Below are 15,523 nucleotides of genomic sequence, written 5' to 3' on the forward strand. Positions count from 1 at the left end.
TCAGTGGCGACCGTGCCAGCCCCCGTGGCCATGCCAATCGTGATCCCCCCGATCGTGGTCCCCCCAGCCATGTCCGCCCCAGCCGTCGCCGAAGCCGATGCCGATGCCGACCGAGGGCTCCGCATATCCCGGGTAGTATCCATAAGCGGGCTGGTAATAATCGTAGCCATACCCATACGCCGGCGCGGCAGGGGCGACGACACAGCCCGAGAGCGAACCCATTGCCGCCAAAGCCGCGGCGGAAACCATTAGGACAACGAACGACCTTTTCATGATGCTCCTCCTGTCGCTCGATTAGACGGCGGCGACCGTCCCCGCGTTCGCCAACGACTTGTGTCACGGAGTAAAAGGTGTAATGGCCGCTGTAATACGGAAAGCGGTGAGCCGCGGTACGAATTCGGGCCACATCGAATCGATGGCGCGCCGCCTGCGCGCTCCCCATGAAATCTCCTAGAATTTTCCTAGCGGCTGGCTTGCAAGGAGACCATCATGGCCGAATCGATCGGGGACGTCGTCGTTGGCATCATCTTGCTGATTGCTGTCGTCGTCATCGTGGCGACGCACTACCATCGCGAGCATCAACGGGCGCGCTGGCTGCATCGCATGCACAACAACCGGCTTTGGGACCGGCTCAGACACCGGCACTGACGCGCGCGCCGGGGAGCCCCTCGTTAGCGGCGCGATCCGCGTACGCGCGCAATCTCTGGGACGCCAGGAGAAAAGATATGTCGGAAGAAGAAGACGCCCTGTGGCAAATGACCCAATACGAGGGGTTCGAAGTCCACGTGGCCCCGCTCACGCGTGAGCCCGGCGAGAATACGCCCCTACCGGCGGGACAAACCTTTACCTATATCGGTTACGTCTGCCACCCGGGCGCCGATCCGAAGCTGCCCGGTCATGCCGTGCCCTTTCACGCCGACGGCGACGTCGGCTTTGCGAGCCCCGCCGATGCGCTCGACGAAGGCATGCACGTCGGTCGCACGATCGTGGACGGCACCCACCCCGACTTGACTGTCTTGCCGCTCGTCACGGGCGGCGTGTAAGCAGCCTCGTCGGCAGCGCGCTATTCGCCGAGCGCGGCGGCCAGCGACGCATACACGCGCTCGACGTCGCCTTCGTCCGTGCGCCAATTCGAGAACGCCGCGCGCAGCGCCCAGGTCCCGCCGTAGACGGTCGGCGAGATGAACACCTCGCCGCGGTCGCGCACCGCGAGCATATAAGCTTGCACGCGTGCCTCGCTCGGCGCCTCGGCCAGCGTGAAGCACACCACGTTCAAGCGAGTGGGCGCGAGCAGCTTGAAGCGGGAATCCGCAGCGATGCGATCGCCCAGCGCGCGCGCCATGCGCACGTTGCGCTCGACGATCTCCGCGTGGCCCGCGCGGCCGTATGCGGCCAACGAGAACCAGGCCGACATGGCCCGCAATCGCCGTGAGTTTTCCGGCGTCAGATGGACGAAATCCGGATTGTCTCCCGGCAGGCCCAGATAGGCCGCGGCATTTTGGAAGACACGCACTTGCAGATCGCGCCGGCGCGAGAATTGGACCGCCGAGTCGTACGGCACGTTGAGCCACTTATGCAAATCGATGCAAACCGAATCGGCCGCATCGATGCCGGCTACGAGCCCGTCGTGCTCCTTCGATAAGGCCGCAAAGGCGCCGAACGCGCCGTCCACATGAAGCCAAAACGAATAACGCGCCTTCAGTGCCGCAATCGCCGCCAAATCGTCGAAGTCGACCGTATTGACCGTACCCGCGTTCGCCACGACGATCACGTTGCTGCCTTGGAGCCGATCGAGCGCCGCCTCCAGCGCCGCGAGATCGATCGCCTCGCGGCCCGCGAGCGGCGTGATTTTCTGTACCGACTTGCGCCCGATGCCGAGCATCGACAATGCCTTGTAGATGCTCGAATGCGGCGTAGCGGACAATACGTGAACGGGCCCGAGCGCGGCAACGCCTTCCTCCGCCACGCTCACGCCACGCTGCTCGCCCAGCCACTCGCGGCCGATCGCGAGCCCGACGAAGTTCGACATCGTCGCGCCGCTCACGAACGTACCGCGATGCGCCTGCGACAGCCCGAACAACTGCCGTAGCCGTTCCACCGTCTCGCGCTCGAGATCGGGCGCCGTACTGTCGATGCCCGCCGTGGGATTCTGATCGTAGACGCTGGTGAGCCAATCGCCGCCGATCGAGGCGGGGGTCGCGCCGCCCGTTACGAAGCCCAGATAGCGCGGGCCGGCGCTGCCCGAAAAGCCCGGCGCCCAGCGGGCGGTGAATTCGTCGAGTGCGCCGGCAAACCCGGCGCCATGCTCGGGCAACGGCTGCGGCTGCGTCGCGCCCGGTGCCAACGCGACCGCTCGCCGATCGAGGCCGGCGAGCGTTTGCGTGGCATGACGCAACGTACGTGTGAGCAATGCTTCGAGTTCTTGCGAATCGTGCGACAGTTTTTCGTACATGCGAGGCCCCGCAAATCACAACCGGCGCGCGCCGGGCTGGCTCGAGCGAGCGCCCTTACGCCGCTTGCTGTTGGTATTGGATTCGATGCAAATGCGCGTAGAGGCCGCCTTGTTGCAATAGGGCCCCGTGACTGCCTTGCTCGACGATGCGCCCCCCTTCCATCACGAGGATGCGGTCGGCGCGCTCGATCGTGGAGAGTCGGTGCGCGATGACGAGCGTCGTGCGGCCCTTCATCAGCGTTTCGAGCGCCGCCTGCACGTGCCGCTCGGATTCCGAATCGAGCGCCGACGTGGCTTCATCGAGAATCAAAATCGGTGCGTTCTTGTAGAGCGCGCGAGCGATCGCCAGACGCTGGCGCTGACCGCCCGAGAGCCGCATGCCGTTGCCCCCGATATGCGTATCCATCCCTTCCGGCATCGCCTGTACCGTATCCCACAGGTTCGCCGCCTCGAGCGCCGCCTGCACGCGCGCGCGATCGGGCGCCCCGCCATAAGCGACGTTCGCGGCAACCGTATCGTTGAACAGCACGACGTCCTGGCTCACCATCGCGATCTGACTACGCAGATCGTGCGTGTCGTACTCGTGGATCGGCACGCCGTCGACGAGAATCCGCCCGCTCTTCGGCGCGAAAAAGCGCGGCAGCAGGTTCACGAGTGTCGTCTTGCCGCTGCCCGAGGGGCCGGCCAACGCGATCATCTCGCCGGGCCTGGCCACGAACGACACGTGATCGAGCGTCAGCCGATCGGCTTCGCCGTAGGCAAACGTGACATCGTTGAACTCGATCTCGCCGCGGGCCGCGCTCAAAGAGCGGCTGCCGCCGGCCGGTTCGAGCGGCTCGTCGATCAGAGCGAGGATGAATTCGGCGGCCGTCACGCCGCGTTGCAGCGGCTGATTCACGTCGATCAAATGCTTCAGCGGCGAGATCACCAGCAGCATCGACGTCACGAACGCAACGAAACCGCCGACCGTCGTTTGGTTGTGCGCCGACTGCACGACCGCGATCGTGATCACGATCGCAAGCGCGACCGAGGCGAGAATCTGCGTAAGCGGCTGGGCCAGCCCGCCCGCCACGGTCATGCGCATCGCATAACCGCGCAAGCGCTGACTCATCGCCGCGAACCGGCTCATCTCATAGGCTTCGCCGTTGTGGATCTTGACGACTTTGTAGCCGGCCACCGTCTCTTCGACGATGTACGACAGCTCGTTCGTCAGCGACTGCTGCTCGCGGCCGAGACGGCGCAACCGCCGGTTGATCTTGCTCACGAGCCAGCCGATGCCGGGCAGGATCAGCGCGACGATCAACGTCAGCCGCCAATTCAGATAGAACAAGTACCCGAGCAGAAAGAAGACCGACAGCGAGTCGCGCACGAGCGTGACCATCACGCTCGTCAGCACGCCGAGGATTTGATTGACCTCGAACACGATCGCATTGATCACCGTGCTTGCCGTCTCGCGCTGAAAAAACGTCGCGCTCGTGTGGATCATGCGCTGGAACATGTCGAGCCGCAGTTGCAGCAAGATGCGATTCGACACGTACGAGAGCAGGTACTGCGACGCGTATTGGGACAGACCGCGTACGATCGCGAGCCCGATCACCGCGGCCGGAACGTACCACTTCGCGCGGTCGTTCGCGTTTTGGCCGAAGCCGTGATCGAGCAACGGCTTGAGCAAGGCCGGGATACCCGCGTCGGTGGCAGCGGACAGGCCCATCGACACAACGGCGAGGACGAGCACCCAGACGACCGGTTTCAAATAGGGCCACAAACGCCGCATGACGGCCGGCGTCGACGACTGTTCGCCGCCGATGGTTTTTTTCGATGTTGCCTGGGATTCCAAGACGTTCCTTATTAGCAGCAAAGACTGCAATACATGCGCTAACTTCGCGCGTTCGGTCGCTTTGTTCGCGCGTGGGGCGAAACCGACGCATTATAAGCCGGCCAGCGCGAGCAGCCACGGCGGTCGTCCATCGGAATAGCCTGGCGGCGACGCCTTGCCGCTCGTCATCGGCGGCCCCGCAAAACCGGCGTAACACGACATTCGACTACAATAGCGGGTTGCGCCGGCCGGGCTCAGCGCCCGGAATGAGCGATTCGCGCCGCGTCGCGAGACGCGGCGGCCGGTTGCCAGCCGCCGCCCCCGTTAGAAAGGTTAGCTCCTCATGTCCAATCAACATCCGGAACCCAACGATAGCGGCGTATCCCGTCCGAATCGCGCCACGCTGTCGGTGATCATCGTCGCGATGAACGAGGCTCACGATATTCGAGATTGTCTCGAATCGGTGCGCGGCCTCGCCATGGAGACGATCGTCTTCGATTCCGGCAGCACGGACGGCACGCCGGCTCTTTGCCGGGAACTGGGCGCGCGCGTATTCGAAACCGATTGGCCCGGCGACGGGCCGCAAAAGAACCGGGCGCTCGCCCAAGCGACGGGCGACTGGGTATTGTGCCTCGATGCGGATGAACGCGTCGGCGACGAGCTGCGGCGCGAAATCGAACGCTTGCTCGATCAGGGCGCCACGCATGCGGCGTTTTCGACGCCGCGCCGCTCGAGCTTCTGCGGCCAGTTCATGAAGCACTCGGGATGGTGGCCCGATCGCATCGTGCGCCTGTTTCGGCGCGGCAGCGCCCGCTTTACCGACGTGCGCACCCACACCCACCCGGTCATCGACGGCACGACGGGGACGTTCAACGGCCCCATCGTGCACATCGCGATCGGCGATCTGCACGAAGCGCTCGACAAAGCCAATTCGTACTCGACGTCCGGGGCGCTGACGATGGCCGAGGGCGGCAAGCGTTCTTCGCTCGGCAAAGCGATCGGCAAGGGAATCTGGGCGTTCTTGCGCACCTACGTCTTGCGGCGCGGTTTCTTGGACGGGAGGATGGGATTCATGCTCGCTGTCGCGAACGCCGAAGGCACCTACTACCGGTATGCAAAGCTCGCGTTGCTGAACGATCGGCACGCGAGCTAAACGCGGCAGTCTTATGAAACCCGACACGCTGATCACCGTCATCGTCACGACCTACAATCGGCCCGACGCGCTCGAACTGGTTCTGGCCGGCTGTCTCGCGCAGAGCGACCGGCATTTCGAGATCGTTGTCGCCGACGATGGCTCCGGCACGCCGACGCGCGAACTCGTCGAGCGCACCGCCCACGCGTCGCCGATACCGATCGTGCACGCCTGGCAACCGGACGAAGGCTTTCGCGCGGCGGCGAGCCGGAACGGGGCGATCGCGTTGGCGCGTGGCGAATACTTGATTTTCCTCGACGGGGACTGCGTCCCTCAGCGCGATTTCGTGGCACGGCATCGCGCGCTCGCGCAGCCGCGGATGCTCGTTACGGGCAGTCGCATCTTGTTGCGGCAGCGGCTGACAGCGCTCGCGCTGGAAAAACGGCTCGCGCTTGCCGAGCAGCCCGCCGTGTTCTGGATCCGTCAGCGCCTGGCCGGCCAAGTCAACAAAATCTTGCCGCTGCTGCTGAAGCTGCCCGATTTCGCCAAACGACGCGTCGACGGTTTCGTCTGGCGCGGCATCAAGACTTGCAACCTTGGCGCTTGGCGCGCCGACGTCGCCGCGGTGAACGGTTTCGACGAGACGTTCGTCGGGTGGGGACATGAAGACGCCGACCTCGTGGCCCGACTCCACAACGCCGGCATCGGCCGAAAGAACGGCTATTTGGCAACCGAGGTGCTTCATCTCTGGCATCCGGAAGCCGCGCGCGATCGCGAAGGTCCGAATCACGACCGGGTACTGGCGCGACTCGCCGACGGTACGACGCGTGCGGAAAAGGGGCTCGAAGAGCGAACGGACGTGACCTAAAGCGTTCATCGTCCTCGTCCCTAGCCCTTCGTCGTAAGCGCCACGCGGCGTAGCTGCAACGACATCGCCATCGCGACGTCACTCATTACCGGAGCTCAGCCTTGCAACACGTTTCGATCGCGACCAATCCTTCGTATCGCCTGACGGCCGCCAGAGCGTTTGCGGTCGCCGCGCTCTGTTGCGTGCCGATTTCCACGGCACTGACCAACATCACCTGCGGGTTGTTCGCACTGGCTCTTTTGAGCGCCCCGGAGTTCTGGCGAAAACTGCCCGCCATGCTGCGACACGGCGCGGTCTGGTCCGCCCTGCTCGTGCTGGCAGCCTTGGCCGTGAGCGTCAGTTACAGCAGCGCGGGAACGCATGAAGCGTGGTCCTGGTTCGGCAAGTACTACAAGTTGCTTCTGTTGCCGTTCGCGGTCATCGCCTTTGCCGATTCGCGTCCCGATTGGGACGTGATTACCCGATGGAGCCTGTTCGTCACGCTTTGCGTCGTGCTCGTGCTGTCCACCACCAACTACCTGGGTATCACGTCGATCGGTCCCGCGCACGTGGCGGCCGATCCGAGTACTCGCGCATGGGTATTCAAAAACCGCATCGCCGCGGGGCTGATCGGCGCCCTCTTGTTCTACCAGGCCGCCGATTTCGCTCTCGTCGCTCGTACGTGGCGCTCGCGCCTGGCGTTTGGCGCCGTCGCGCTACTCTCGCTGGCCAACGTGCTGATCATGCTGCAAGGGCGCACCGGGCAGGCCATCGCCATGATGTTCGCCCTCGTCATCGTGGCGCGCTTCGCTTGGCAAATGCGCCGCGCCTCGCCGGTACGCCTCATCGTGTACAGCGCCGCGTTACTGGCGGCACTTGCCGTGGTCGTCGCGGTGGCGTTCACGGCGCGCGGCAGCCGTATCGGGGAGGTCGCCGGCGAAGTACAGGCCTATCGCCAAAGCGACGCGGTAACGTCGGCCGGCCTGCGGCTAGAGTGGTATCGCAAGAGCTTGGAGTTGGTCCGCGCGCGCCCGTTGACGGGCTACGGCGTGGGCGGCCTCGGCGCAGAGTTTGCTCAATTGGTCAAAGGCGAGACCGGCGCCGAAGGTGCCATGACGTTGAACCCCCACAACGAATATCTGTTGATGGCGGTGCAGTTGGGCCTACCCGGCGTGCTGCTGCTCATCAATCTGATCGTGCAAGTGGGCCGTTACGGTGTACGCCTCGAACCGCGCTCTCGCCACCTGCTTCTCGCATGGCTGGCAACGTTCGCCATCGGGAGCCTGGCCAATTCGCTGCTGCTCGACTTCACCGAAGGGCATATGTTCGCTCTGCTAAGCGGTATCTTGCTCGGCTGCGGATATCGGAGCGTCCGCGAAGGCGAAGCGGAACGCGCGGCGCCCGCAAACCTCCGAACCTAGCCGCTCGCCGCAAGGTGCGGACTACGCGCGGGGCCGGCGTTCGAGCGCGGACGTGTCGACGATCGCCACGCCCTCCCCCGCCATCGCGCTTGCAGCGGCGAGCGGCGGCTCCAATCCCAGCATGTGCGCGGCCGCAGCGATGACACGGCTGGCGGGGAGCGTGACGAGGCACTCGCTTCGGCTTTCCAGGTGCCGCTCGCACCCTTCCTTATGACACGGCACGCAAGGCGCCTCGCCTTGCACGAGGTAGACGTTGCCGCGGCGCCCCGATCCGACGAGCGGCCAAAGCGCCGCGCCGGCCTTCCAGCCTTTCGGCCAAGGCGCCCAGCGGATGGTATGAGTCGGCCCGAACAGCGCGACGGTCGGCGTGCCGGTGGCGGCCGCGATATGCGTCGCGCTCGTGTCGGGACCAATGTAAATCTTCGCGCGTCGAAATACTTCAGCGCTTTCTCCGAGCGTCAGTTCGCCAACCAGGTTGAGCACCGGTTCGCAGCTTGCGGCGACGATTTTCTGCGCATACTCGCGCTCCGCCGCCGCCGGTCCGCCTGTCAAGGCGACGGCGAAGCCTTGCGAGCGCAACCAGCGAATGAGTTCGGCCCAACCATCGATGCGCCAACGCTTGTACTCGAACATCGGCGCCGGATGAACGACCGCGAGCGGCTGCCCCGGTAGCACGGCGGGCGCGGCGTCGAAACGCGCATCGAAGGCGGCGCGACGCACAGGATCGTCCCCGATGCCGGGCGGGACGACCTCGCCGATCGGCTCGATGCCGAGCACTCGCGCGACTTCGAGGCTGCTTTCGACCGTATGGACGGTCTCGTGATGGCTCAACGCGATACCGTCCAGCATGAAGCGATTGAGCAGCGTCACCCGGTCCGGATCGACGAGGCCCACGCGCCGCTTGCCTGCGAACCAACTGTAGAAGCGCGGCCGGTCGCTGCTCGTCGCCGCGCAAGCCAGATCGTATCGGCGCCAGATCCGTGCCGCATCGGCCAGCCGCTCACGCAGGCTCGCGCGTTGTGCGACGACGATGACACGGCGTACGTCGGGATTGTGCTCGAGCACCCCTTGCGTGCCGCGAAATACCAGCATGTCGACCGGCGTATCCGGCCAGCGCGCCTTGAGCGAGCGCACGAGCGGCGTCGTCAGCAACACATCGCCGATACGCCGGGTGCAAACGACGAGAATGCTACGAGGCGCGCGGGAGGAGAAAAAGCGGGCGGTCACGAGTCGAACGGGCAAGGGGCTGGACGATAGGCCGACAGTTTACTTCAATCCTTGACCGCCCCGGACGCACCGGTCTGCTCGCAAGTCCGGCCCAGGCAAAGGAACACGAGGCGCTCTTTGCCGAGTTCGACGGTTTTCACGACGCGCGTGTGCGGTTTGTTCGCGTCGCGCGACAAGAGCCATCCCTGCGCGGCTCCGGCGGGTGGCACCGTGACCGGCGCGGCGGGCCATCTCACGCTGTCGATATTGCCGACGACGCATAAAGTGGCCGACGTGAAATCGTCGGCATAGATCGGACTTTCACCCGCCAATGCGACGAGTTCCTTCGCCGCCGCGTGAGCATCGCCCCGGTGCTTGGCTTGATAAAGCGGAAAGACGACCAAACCGATACATTTGAGTGCGATGGTGGCCGCGACGGCATAGGTGGCGACGCGCTCCATGCGCGCTGTGCCGCGGGCCAAGATCGCCGCGATATAAAAGGCGATCAGCGGATAAAGGGGGAGCACGTACCGAATGCTGCTCTGAGGGGCGAGCCAGTACGGCAAAAAGTTGACGAGTGCGATCCACCCTAGCGTCGCTTCCCAAGAACGTCCACCAGCCGATTGCGCAGACGCGCGCCCACGCACCAGCGCATACGCCGCAAGCGCGGAGAGCGGCAAAAATCGGCAAAACGATTCGAATGGAAACGCGACCAGTTGCTTGAGCCAAGCGCCGACGCTCGGCGGCAACAGCTTTTGCGCGATGTCTCCCACCATGGCGCCGCCCTCATGCCCCCCCAATCCGGCGCTATGGTTGAAATGGAACCAGGCGAGCGGCGCGGCCAGCGCCGCGGCGTAGCTCAGCAGCGCGGCGGGTTTGAGCAACGTCGCACGCGCGCTCGGATGACGCACGAAGACGGCAAGCCATGCCACGCCGATAAACACGTAGGCGGTCAGGGCCTTGGTGAGAAAGGCCGCGAATACGCATGCGGCCGCTACCCACAAGAGGGCGACGCGCTCTTGTTTCGCCGCCACGACCACGCAAGCGACCGCGGCGAACGCCAGCAGCGAAAACACCGGGTCCGCGTAGGCGAGCCATCCGTGATACAGCAGCGCATCGGAACTCAAGAACACGAGCACCGCGAGCCATGCTTGCCGTGCCCCCACGCCGACACCGCGCGCGGCCCAATGCAGTACCAGCGCCGTGCCGAGCGTCGCCAGGGCAGTGACGAGCCGGCTCGCGACGAGGATATGCGCCGCACCGAACGCCCACGCGAACGGCATCATCACCCAGTTCAGGAACGGAGGCCTCGCATAGAACGTCCCGTAAAGCATCGGGTTCGACCAGACATGACCGTGCCACATTTCCAGCGTGGTAATCGTGTAGACCGCCTCTTCGCCGACATAAGGCAAAAAGAGGCTAGGTATGAACGTGAGCGCAGCGGCCACCACGAGCCAGCGCCAAAGAGCGGGAATTTCTCTATTCATCTTTGTTATCCAAGTCGATCGCGCCGATCCGGCTTGTTCTCGTATCGATGCGCTGGCGCCCTCGGTCCGTCAAACGTCACGCTCGACGGACCGGAATGCCCAGGCGGAATTGATCGTGTAGGTCAGTGCCAATAGGCAGGCCGTGGTCACGCATTGCGCAGCCAGCCACGGCATCCGAAAGCCGTGCGTGAAGATGGCCATCAATACGCCCGTCAATGCTATGCCGGCAGCCGCCACGACAAAAAAACGCGGCGCCGCAACGCGATGCGCTTTATCGCTTCGAAACGTGAAGCGGTGGTTGAGCCAGTAGTTGACCACCGCGCCGGCTGCGGCACCGATAGCGGATGCCGCCACGGCGTCGAGTACGTGGGTCGATACGAGCGCGGCCAGCACAACGTATTGCACTGCCGTTCCAGCGGCGCCGACGCAAGCGTAAGCGACAAAACGCGTCAATCGTCCGCCTCTCACGAAGCGCCCTGCCGATAAACGCGCCGCACGATATAGACCGGCCGGCGCTTCGATTCCATATAGATACGTCCGATGTACTCGCCGATGACGCCGATACCGATCAATTGCGTGCCGCCGAGAAACAATACAGCCGTAATGATGGAAGCGTAGCCGGGCACGTCCACACCGCGAATCATCGTGCGCAAGGCGAGATAGATCGCGTAGGCAATCGCGAAAAGGGCCGTGCCGCCGCCGATATAGGTCCATACGCGCAGCGGCCACGTGCCGAAGCTCGTGAGCCCTTCGAGCGCGAAATTCCAGAGCTTCCACGCCGAGAATTTCGTTTCACCGGCTGTGCGCGGCAGCCGCTCGTATTCGATCTGCGCCGTTCGAAACCCCACCCACGAGAAGAGCCCCTTCATGAACCGGCGATTCTCGGGCAATTGCTTGAGCGCATCGACGACTTGGCGCGACATCAATCGAAAATCGCCGGCATTTTCCGGAATCGTCGTTTCGCTGATGGCGTTGTGCACGCGATAAAAAAGCGCGGCGGTGCCGCGTTTCATGTAGGTATCCGTATTGCGCTCGGCGCGCTTGGCCAGCACGACGTCGAACCCCTCGCGCCAGCGCTGGACGAGGCGCGCAATCGCTTCGGGCGGATCTTGCAGATCGGCGTCGAACGGAATTACCGCGGCGCCCTGCGCTTCATCGATACCCGCGGTCAACGCGGCTTCCTTGCCGAAGTTGCGCGATAGATCGACCACACGCACGCGCGGGTTGTCCGCGCACACGGCCAGCAAGCGTTCGAGCGTCGAATCGGCACTGCCGTCGTTGACGCAGACGATCTCGTAGTCGATGCCGGGAATGCGCTCGAGGACGGGCGTCACTTCGCGGAAGAACGTCTCGATACCGTCCGCTTCGTTATAAAACGGCACGACGAGCGACACGAGATCGTGCGCGCCCGAAGAACGCCCTCCATCCGTGCCCACCGTCGCATCGACGCCTACCCCACCGAAATACTCCGACATGACGCCCCCGCTAATACACGATGTCGACGGAGGTGCCGTCGAACTCTTTGCGCAGCGCCACGAGCAAATCGTCGGAGGGCCGCACGCGCCACGATTCGCCGAGCGTGATTTCACCTTGTGCGCGCTCGGTGCTGTAGGCGATCCGAACGGCCAGTCCCGTCGGCACAGGAGCGCGCTGCCGGCCGCCGTCTCCGAAGCCACCTTGCCCCCCGCGCCCGCCGCGGCCACCGGCCGGGCCTGCCGCGACCGCCGCGGGTACTTGCTCTTCTTGCCGCGGCGCGCAATGCGCCTCGAGCACGCGCTTGAGCGCGGCCGCATCGGCATTGCCGTTCATACGCACCTTGACGGCCTGCGCATAGCGGCTACGCGCGCGCTCGAGATCCATCACGGAATCGACGGTAAAACGTATCCCGCCCGTGAAGGCGTCGTTGCGCGCCTGCCCCTGCACGACGAGCAGTTCGTCCTCTTTGAACAACGCCTTGTTCGCCTCGTACTGCTCGTTGAAGACGGTGACTTCGCACTGCCCCGTGCCGTCATCGACGAGCGCGATCAGCATCTTGCCGCGCTGGGTCATCTGCGTGCGCAGCGAGGCGATGATGCCGGCGACGAGCTTGTCGCGGCCTTCCTTCAGATCGGCGAGCTTCATGCGAGCGAAGCGCCGCACCTCGTCCTTGTAAGCATCGAACAAGTGCCCCGAGAGATAAAAGCCGAGCGCGGTCTTTTCTTCCTGCAGCTTGCGCTTGTCGTGCCAAGCCGGTTCGTCGACGAGTTCATGGCCCTGCGACGGCGCATCGCCCATGTCGAACAAGCCCGCTTGCATCGCATTCGCGCTCGCTTGCTCGGCCGCCTCGATCGCCAGCGGCACCGACGCGATCAGTTGCGCGCGATTCTCGTGGATCGAATCGAACGCGCCCGCGCGGATCAACGCTTCGATCGTGCGGCGATTGACGACGCGCCGATCGATGCGCGCGCAGAAATCGAACAGGTCGGTAAACGGCCCTTCCTCCCGCGCCCGCAGGATTTCCTCGATGGCGTTCTGACCGCTGCCCTTCACCGCGCCCAGGCCGTAACGGATCGTGCGCGAACGCTTGCCGTCCGCCTCGGCCACCGGCTCGAAACGATACGCCGAGCGGTTGATGTCGGGCGGCAACACGGCCATGCCGTTCGTCTTGCAGTCTTCGTAGAGGATCTTGACCTTGTCCGTGTCGTCCATGGCCAAGCTCATGTTGGCCGCCATGAATTCCGCCGGATGATGCGCCTTGAGCCACGCCGTGAAGTACGCGAGCAGGGCATAGGCGGCCGCGTGCGACTTGTTGAAGCCGTAGCCCGCGAACTTCTCCATCAAGTCGAAGATCTCGTCGGACTTCTCGCGCGTCAAGCCGTTCTTGGCCGCACCCTCGGCGAAGATCTCGCGGTGCTTGGCCATCTCCTCGGGCTTTTTCTTACCCATCGCGCGGCGCAGCAGGTCGGCGCCGCCGAGCGAATAGCCGCCGATGATCTGCGCCATCTGCATCACCTGCTCCTGATAGACCATGATGCCGTAGGTCTCTTTCAGAACAGGTTCGACGCGCGGGTCGGGATACTCCACCACCTCGCGCCCATGCTTGCGCGCGCAAAAGCTCGGGATCAGATCCATCGGACCCGGGCGATACAACGCCACGAGCGCGATGATGTCCTCGAACCGGTCGGGCTGCGCGTCCTTGAGCATGCCTTGCATGCCGCGGCTTTCCAACTGGAACACCGCGACCGTATTCGCTTTCTTCAGGATCGAGAACGAAGCGGGATCGTCGAGCGGCACCTGCGCGAGCGACCAGTCGGCCTTGGCCGGATCGAGCCGGCGGATGTAGCGCTCGGCCCAATCGAGGATCGTGAGCGTGGTCAGACCCAAGAAGTCGAACTTGACCAGGCCGACCGCTTCCACGTCGTCCTTGTCGTACTGGCTCACGACGCCGCCGTCATCGCCTTGCGTGTACAGCGGACAAAAATCGGTCAGCTTGCCCGGCGCGATCAGCACGCCGCCGGCGTGCATGCCGACGTTACGCGTCAAGCCCTCGACGCGCTGCGCCAGTTCGAGCAACTGCCGCACTTCGTCTTCGCTGTCGTTGCGCTCTTGCAGGAGCGGCTCTTCCTTCATCGCGTCGGCGATCGTCACGTGCTTACCCGGCTTGAACGGGATCAGCTTGGCGACGCCATCGGTGAAGTTGTATCCGAGATCGAGCACGCGGCCGATGTCGCGCACGGCCGCCTTCGCGGCCATCGTGCCGAACGTCGCGATCTGCGACACCGCATCGGCCCCGTACTTGCCCTTCACGTACTGAATGACGCGGTCGCGCCCTTCCTGACAGAAGTCGATATCGAAGTCGGGCATCGATACCCGCTCCGGATTCAAGAAGCGCTCGAACAGCAAGTTGTAGCGCAAAGGGTCGAGATCGGTAATACCGAGCGCATACGCGACGAGCGAACCCGCACCGGAGCCCCGGCCCGGACCTACCGGCACGCCGTTGTTCTTGGCCCAGTTGATGAAGTCGGCCACGATCAGGAAGTAGCCCGGGAAGCCCATCTTGATGATCGTGCCGCACTCGAAATCGAGCCGCTGATAATACTTCTCGCGCTCGCGCGAACGTTCGGCTTCGTCGGGAAACAGTTCGGCCAGGCGTTTCTCGAGCCCTTCCTTCGACAACTGAACCAGGTAATCGTCGAGCGACATGCCGTCGGGCGTCGGAAACAGCGGCAGCTTCGGCTTGCCGAGTTCGAGCGTCAAATTACAGCGCTTGGCGATTTCCACCGTATTGGCGAGCGCCGACGGGATATCGGCGAAGCGCTCGGCCATTTCGTCTTGCGTGCAAAACCGCTGCTCCGTCGTGAAACGCTTCGGACGCCGCGGATTCGCGAGAATATCGCCCTCGGAGATGCACACGCGCGCCTCGTGCGCCGTGTAATCGTCCACCGACATGAATTGGATCGGATGCGTGGCCACCACGGGCAACTTCAGGCTCGACGCGAGCGTGACCGCCTGCTGCACGTAGGCTTCGCCGCCCGGCTGGCCGTACCGTTGCAATTCGATGTAGAACGCATTCGGGAAATACGCGGCCCAGCGCTGCGCGTGCCGCATGGCCGCCTGCTCGTTACCCGCCGCGAGAGCGAGACCGATATCGCCCTGCTGAGCACCGGACAGCGCGATCAGCCCCTCGCTGAGCGGCGTATCGAGCCAGGCGGCATCGATTTCCGCGCGGCCGCGATACTGATTCGTGAGCCACGCCTTCGTCAGCAATTCGCACAGATTGAGATAGCCGCGCCGATCCTTGACGAGCAAGAGCAAGCGCGAGGGCTTATCGCGATCGTCGGGATTCATGACCCAGACGTCGCAGCCCGCGATCGGCTTCACGCCTTTGCCGCGGGCTTCCTTGTAAAACCGGACGAGACCGAACGCGTTGGCGAGATCGGTCATGGCGAGCGCGCCCTGGCCGTCGTCGGCCGCGGCCTTGACGATGTCGTCAATGCGCACGATGCCGTCGGCGATCGAGAATTCGGAGTGGACGCGGAGATGGACGAAGCGGGGATCTGACATGGGCGATATTGTACATCCGGCCTTCGCTCGCACCGGTCGCGCAGGTGGCCAAGGACGAGTCGTCCGCAGTTTGCGGGATAATAGCGGTTTCGCCGCTCCGCGCCGCCCCACGAACGCGG

Annotated in this window: 13 protein-coding genes; 5 read left to right on the forward strand and 8 right to left on the reverse strand. The window is 64.3% G+C overall.

The annotated features are described in order from the left end of the window. The gene (locus tag C0Z18_RS15725) at positions 1 to 273 is read right to left on the reverse strand and encodes a hypothetical protein (RefSeq protein WP_233217323.1); all 273 of its coding nucleotides are present in this window, start codon (positions 271 to 273) and stop codon (positions 1 to 3) included. Between the two features lie 216 nt (positions 274 to 489). Here C0Z18_RS15725 and C0Z18_RS33195 point away from each other — a divergent pair, with 216 nt between their 5' ends. Next, the gene (locus C0Z18_RS33195; protein ID WP_199189459.1) at positions 490 to 648 is read left to right on the forward strand and encodes a hypothetical protein; all 159 of its coding nucleotides are present in this window, start codon (positions 490 to 492) and stop codon (positions 646 to 648) included. 77 nt (positions 649 to 725) lie between these two features. Next, positions 726 to 1,043 carry a hypothetical protein gene (locus C0Z18_RS15730; RefSeq protein ID WP_102646338.1) on the forward strand — a complete coding sequence of 106 codons (318 nt, stop codon included), beginning with the start codon at positions 726 to 728 and terminating at the stop codon, positions 1,041 to 1,043. Positions 1,044 to 1,063: 20 nt separating this feature from the next. Here the strand turns inward: C0Z18_RS15730 and C0Z18_RS15735 are convergent, their stop codons facing one another. Together C0Z18_RS15735 and msbA are read right to left on the reverse strand one after the other, a co-directional pair. Further along, positions 1,064 to 2,452 (reverse strand): pyridoxal phosphate-dependent decarboxylase family protein, encoded by a 1,389-nt coding sequence (locus tag C0Z18_RS15735; protein ID WP_102646339.1) that lies wholly within the window; start codon positions 2,450 to 2,452, stop codon positions 1,064 to 1,066. Between the two features lie 55 nt (positions 2,453 to 2,507). Then, positions 2,508 to 4,289 carry a lipid A export permease/ATP-binding protein MsbA gene (gene msbA / locus C0Z18_RS15740; RefSeq protein ID WP_102646340.1) on the reverse strand — a complete coding sequence of 594 codons (1,782 nt, stop codon included), beginning with the start codon at positions 4,287 to 4,289 and terminating at the stop codon, positions 2,508 to 2,510. A gap of 322 nt (positions 4,290 to 4,611) precedes the next feature. Here msbA and C0Z18_RS15745 point away from each other — a divergent pair, with 322 nt between their 5' ends. From C0Z18_RS15745 to C0Z18_RS15755, 3 genes are all read left to right on the forward strand, one after another. Further along, on the forward strand, positions 4,612 to 5,421 hold the full coding sequence (locus C0Z18_RS15745) for a glycosyltransferase family 2 protein (protein WP_102646341.1): 810 nt from the start codon (positions 4,612 to 4,614) through the stop codon (positions 5,419 to 5,421). A gap of 13 nt (positions 5,422 to 5,434) precedes the next feature. Continuing rightward, a complete protein-coding gene (locus C0Z18_RS15750) occupies positions 5,435 to 6,268 on the forward strand; it encodes a glycosyltransferase family 2 protein (RefSeq protein WP_102646342.1) in 834 nt (277 codons plus the stop codon). Between the two features lie 101 nt (positions 6,269 to 6,369). Continuing rightward, positions 6,370 to 7,668 carry an O-antigen ligase family protein gene (locus tag C0Z18_RS15755; RefSeq protein ID WP_233217324.1) on the forward strand — a complete coding sequence of 433 codons (1,299 nt, stop codon included), beginning with the start codon at positions 6,370 to 6,372 and terminating at the stop codon, positions 7,666 to 7,668. A 21-nt stretch (positions 7,669 to 7,689) separates the two neighbouring features. Here the strand turns inward: C0Z18_RS15755 and C0Z18_RS15760 are convergent, their stop codons facing one another. The 5 genes from C0Z18_RS15760 to dnaE form a co-directional block, all read right to left on the reverse strand. Then, positions 7,690 to 8,895, reverse strand: a complete 1,206-nt coding sequence (locus C0Z18_RS15760) for a glycosyltransferase family 9 protein (RefSeq protein WP_102646434.1) — start codon at positions 8,893 to 8,895, stop codon at positions 7,690 to 7,692. 44 nt (positions 8,896 to 8,939) lie between these two features. After that, positions 8,940 to 10,361 (reverse strand): ArnT family glycosyltransferase, encoded by a 1,422-nt coding sequence (locus C0Z18_RS15765; RefSeq protein WP_102646343.1) that lies wholly within the window; start codon positions 10,359 to 10,361, stop codon positions 8,940 to 8,942. Positions 10,362 to 10,430: 69 nt separating this feature from the next. Next, complete coding sequence (locus C0Z18_RS32960; protein ID WP_269845315.1) at positions 10,431 to 10,829, reverse strand: GtrA family protein; 399 nt, start codon at positions 10,827 to 10,829, stop codon at positions 10,431 to 10,433. Further along, positions 10,826 to 11,836 carry a glycosyltransferase family 2 protein gene (locus C0Z18_RS15775; protein ID WP_102646345.1) on the reverse strand — a complete coding sequence of 337 codons (1,011 nt, stop codon included), beginning with the start codon at positions 11,834 to 11,836 and terminating at the stop codon, positions 10,826 to 10,828. Before C0Z18_RS15775 ends, C0Z18_RS32960 begins: the two co-directional genes overlap by 4 nt. 10 nt (positions 11,837 to 11,846) lie before the next feature. Beyond that, positions 11,847 to 15,413, reverse strand: coding sequence for a DNA polymerase III subunit alpha (dnaE, locus tag C0Z18_RS15780; RefSeq protein ID WP_102646435.1), 3,567 nt, complete (start codon positions 15,411 to 15,413; stop codon positions 11,847 to 11,849). Between the last annotated feature and the right edge of the window lie 110 nt (positions 15,414 to 15,523).

It is taken from the genome of Trinickia dabaoshanensis (genome assembly GCF_002879885.1).
Classification (GTDB): Bacteria; Pseudomonadota; Gammaproteobacteria; order Burkholderiales; family Burkholderiaceae; genus Trinickia; species Trinickia dabaoshanensis.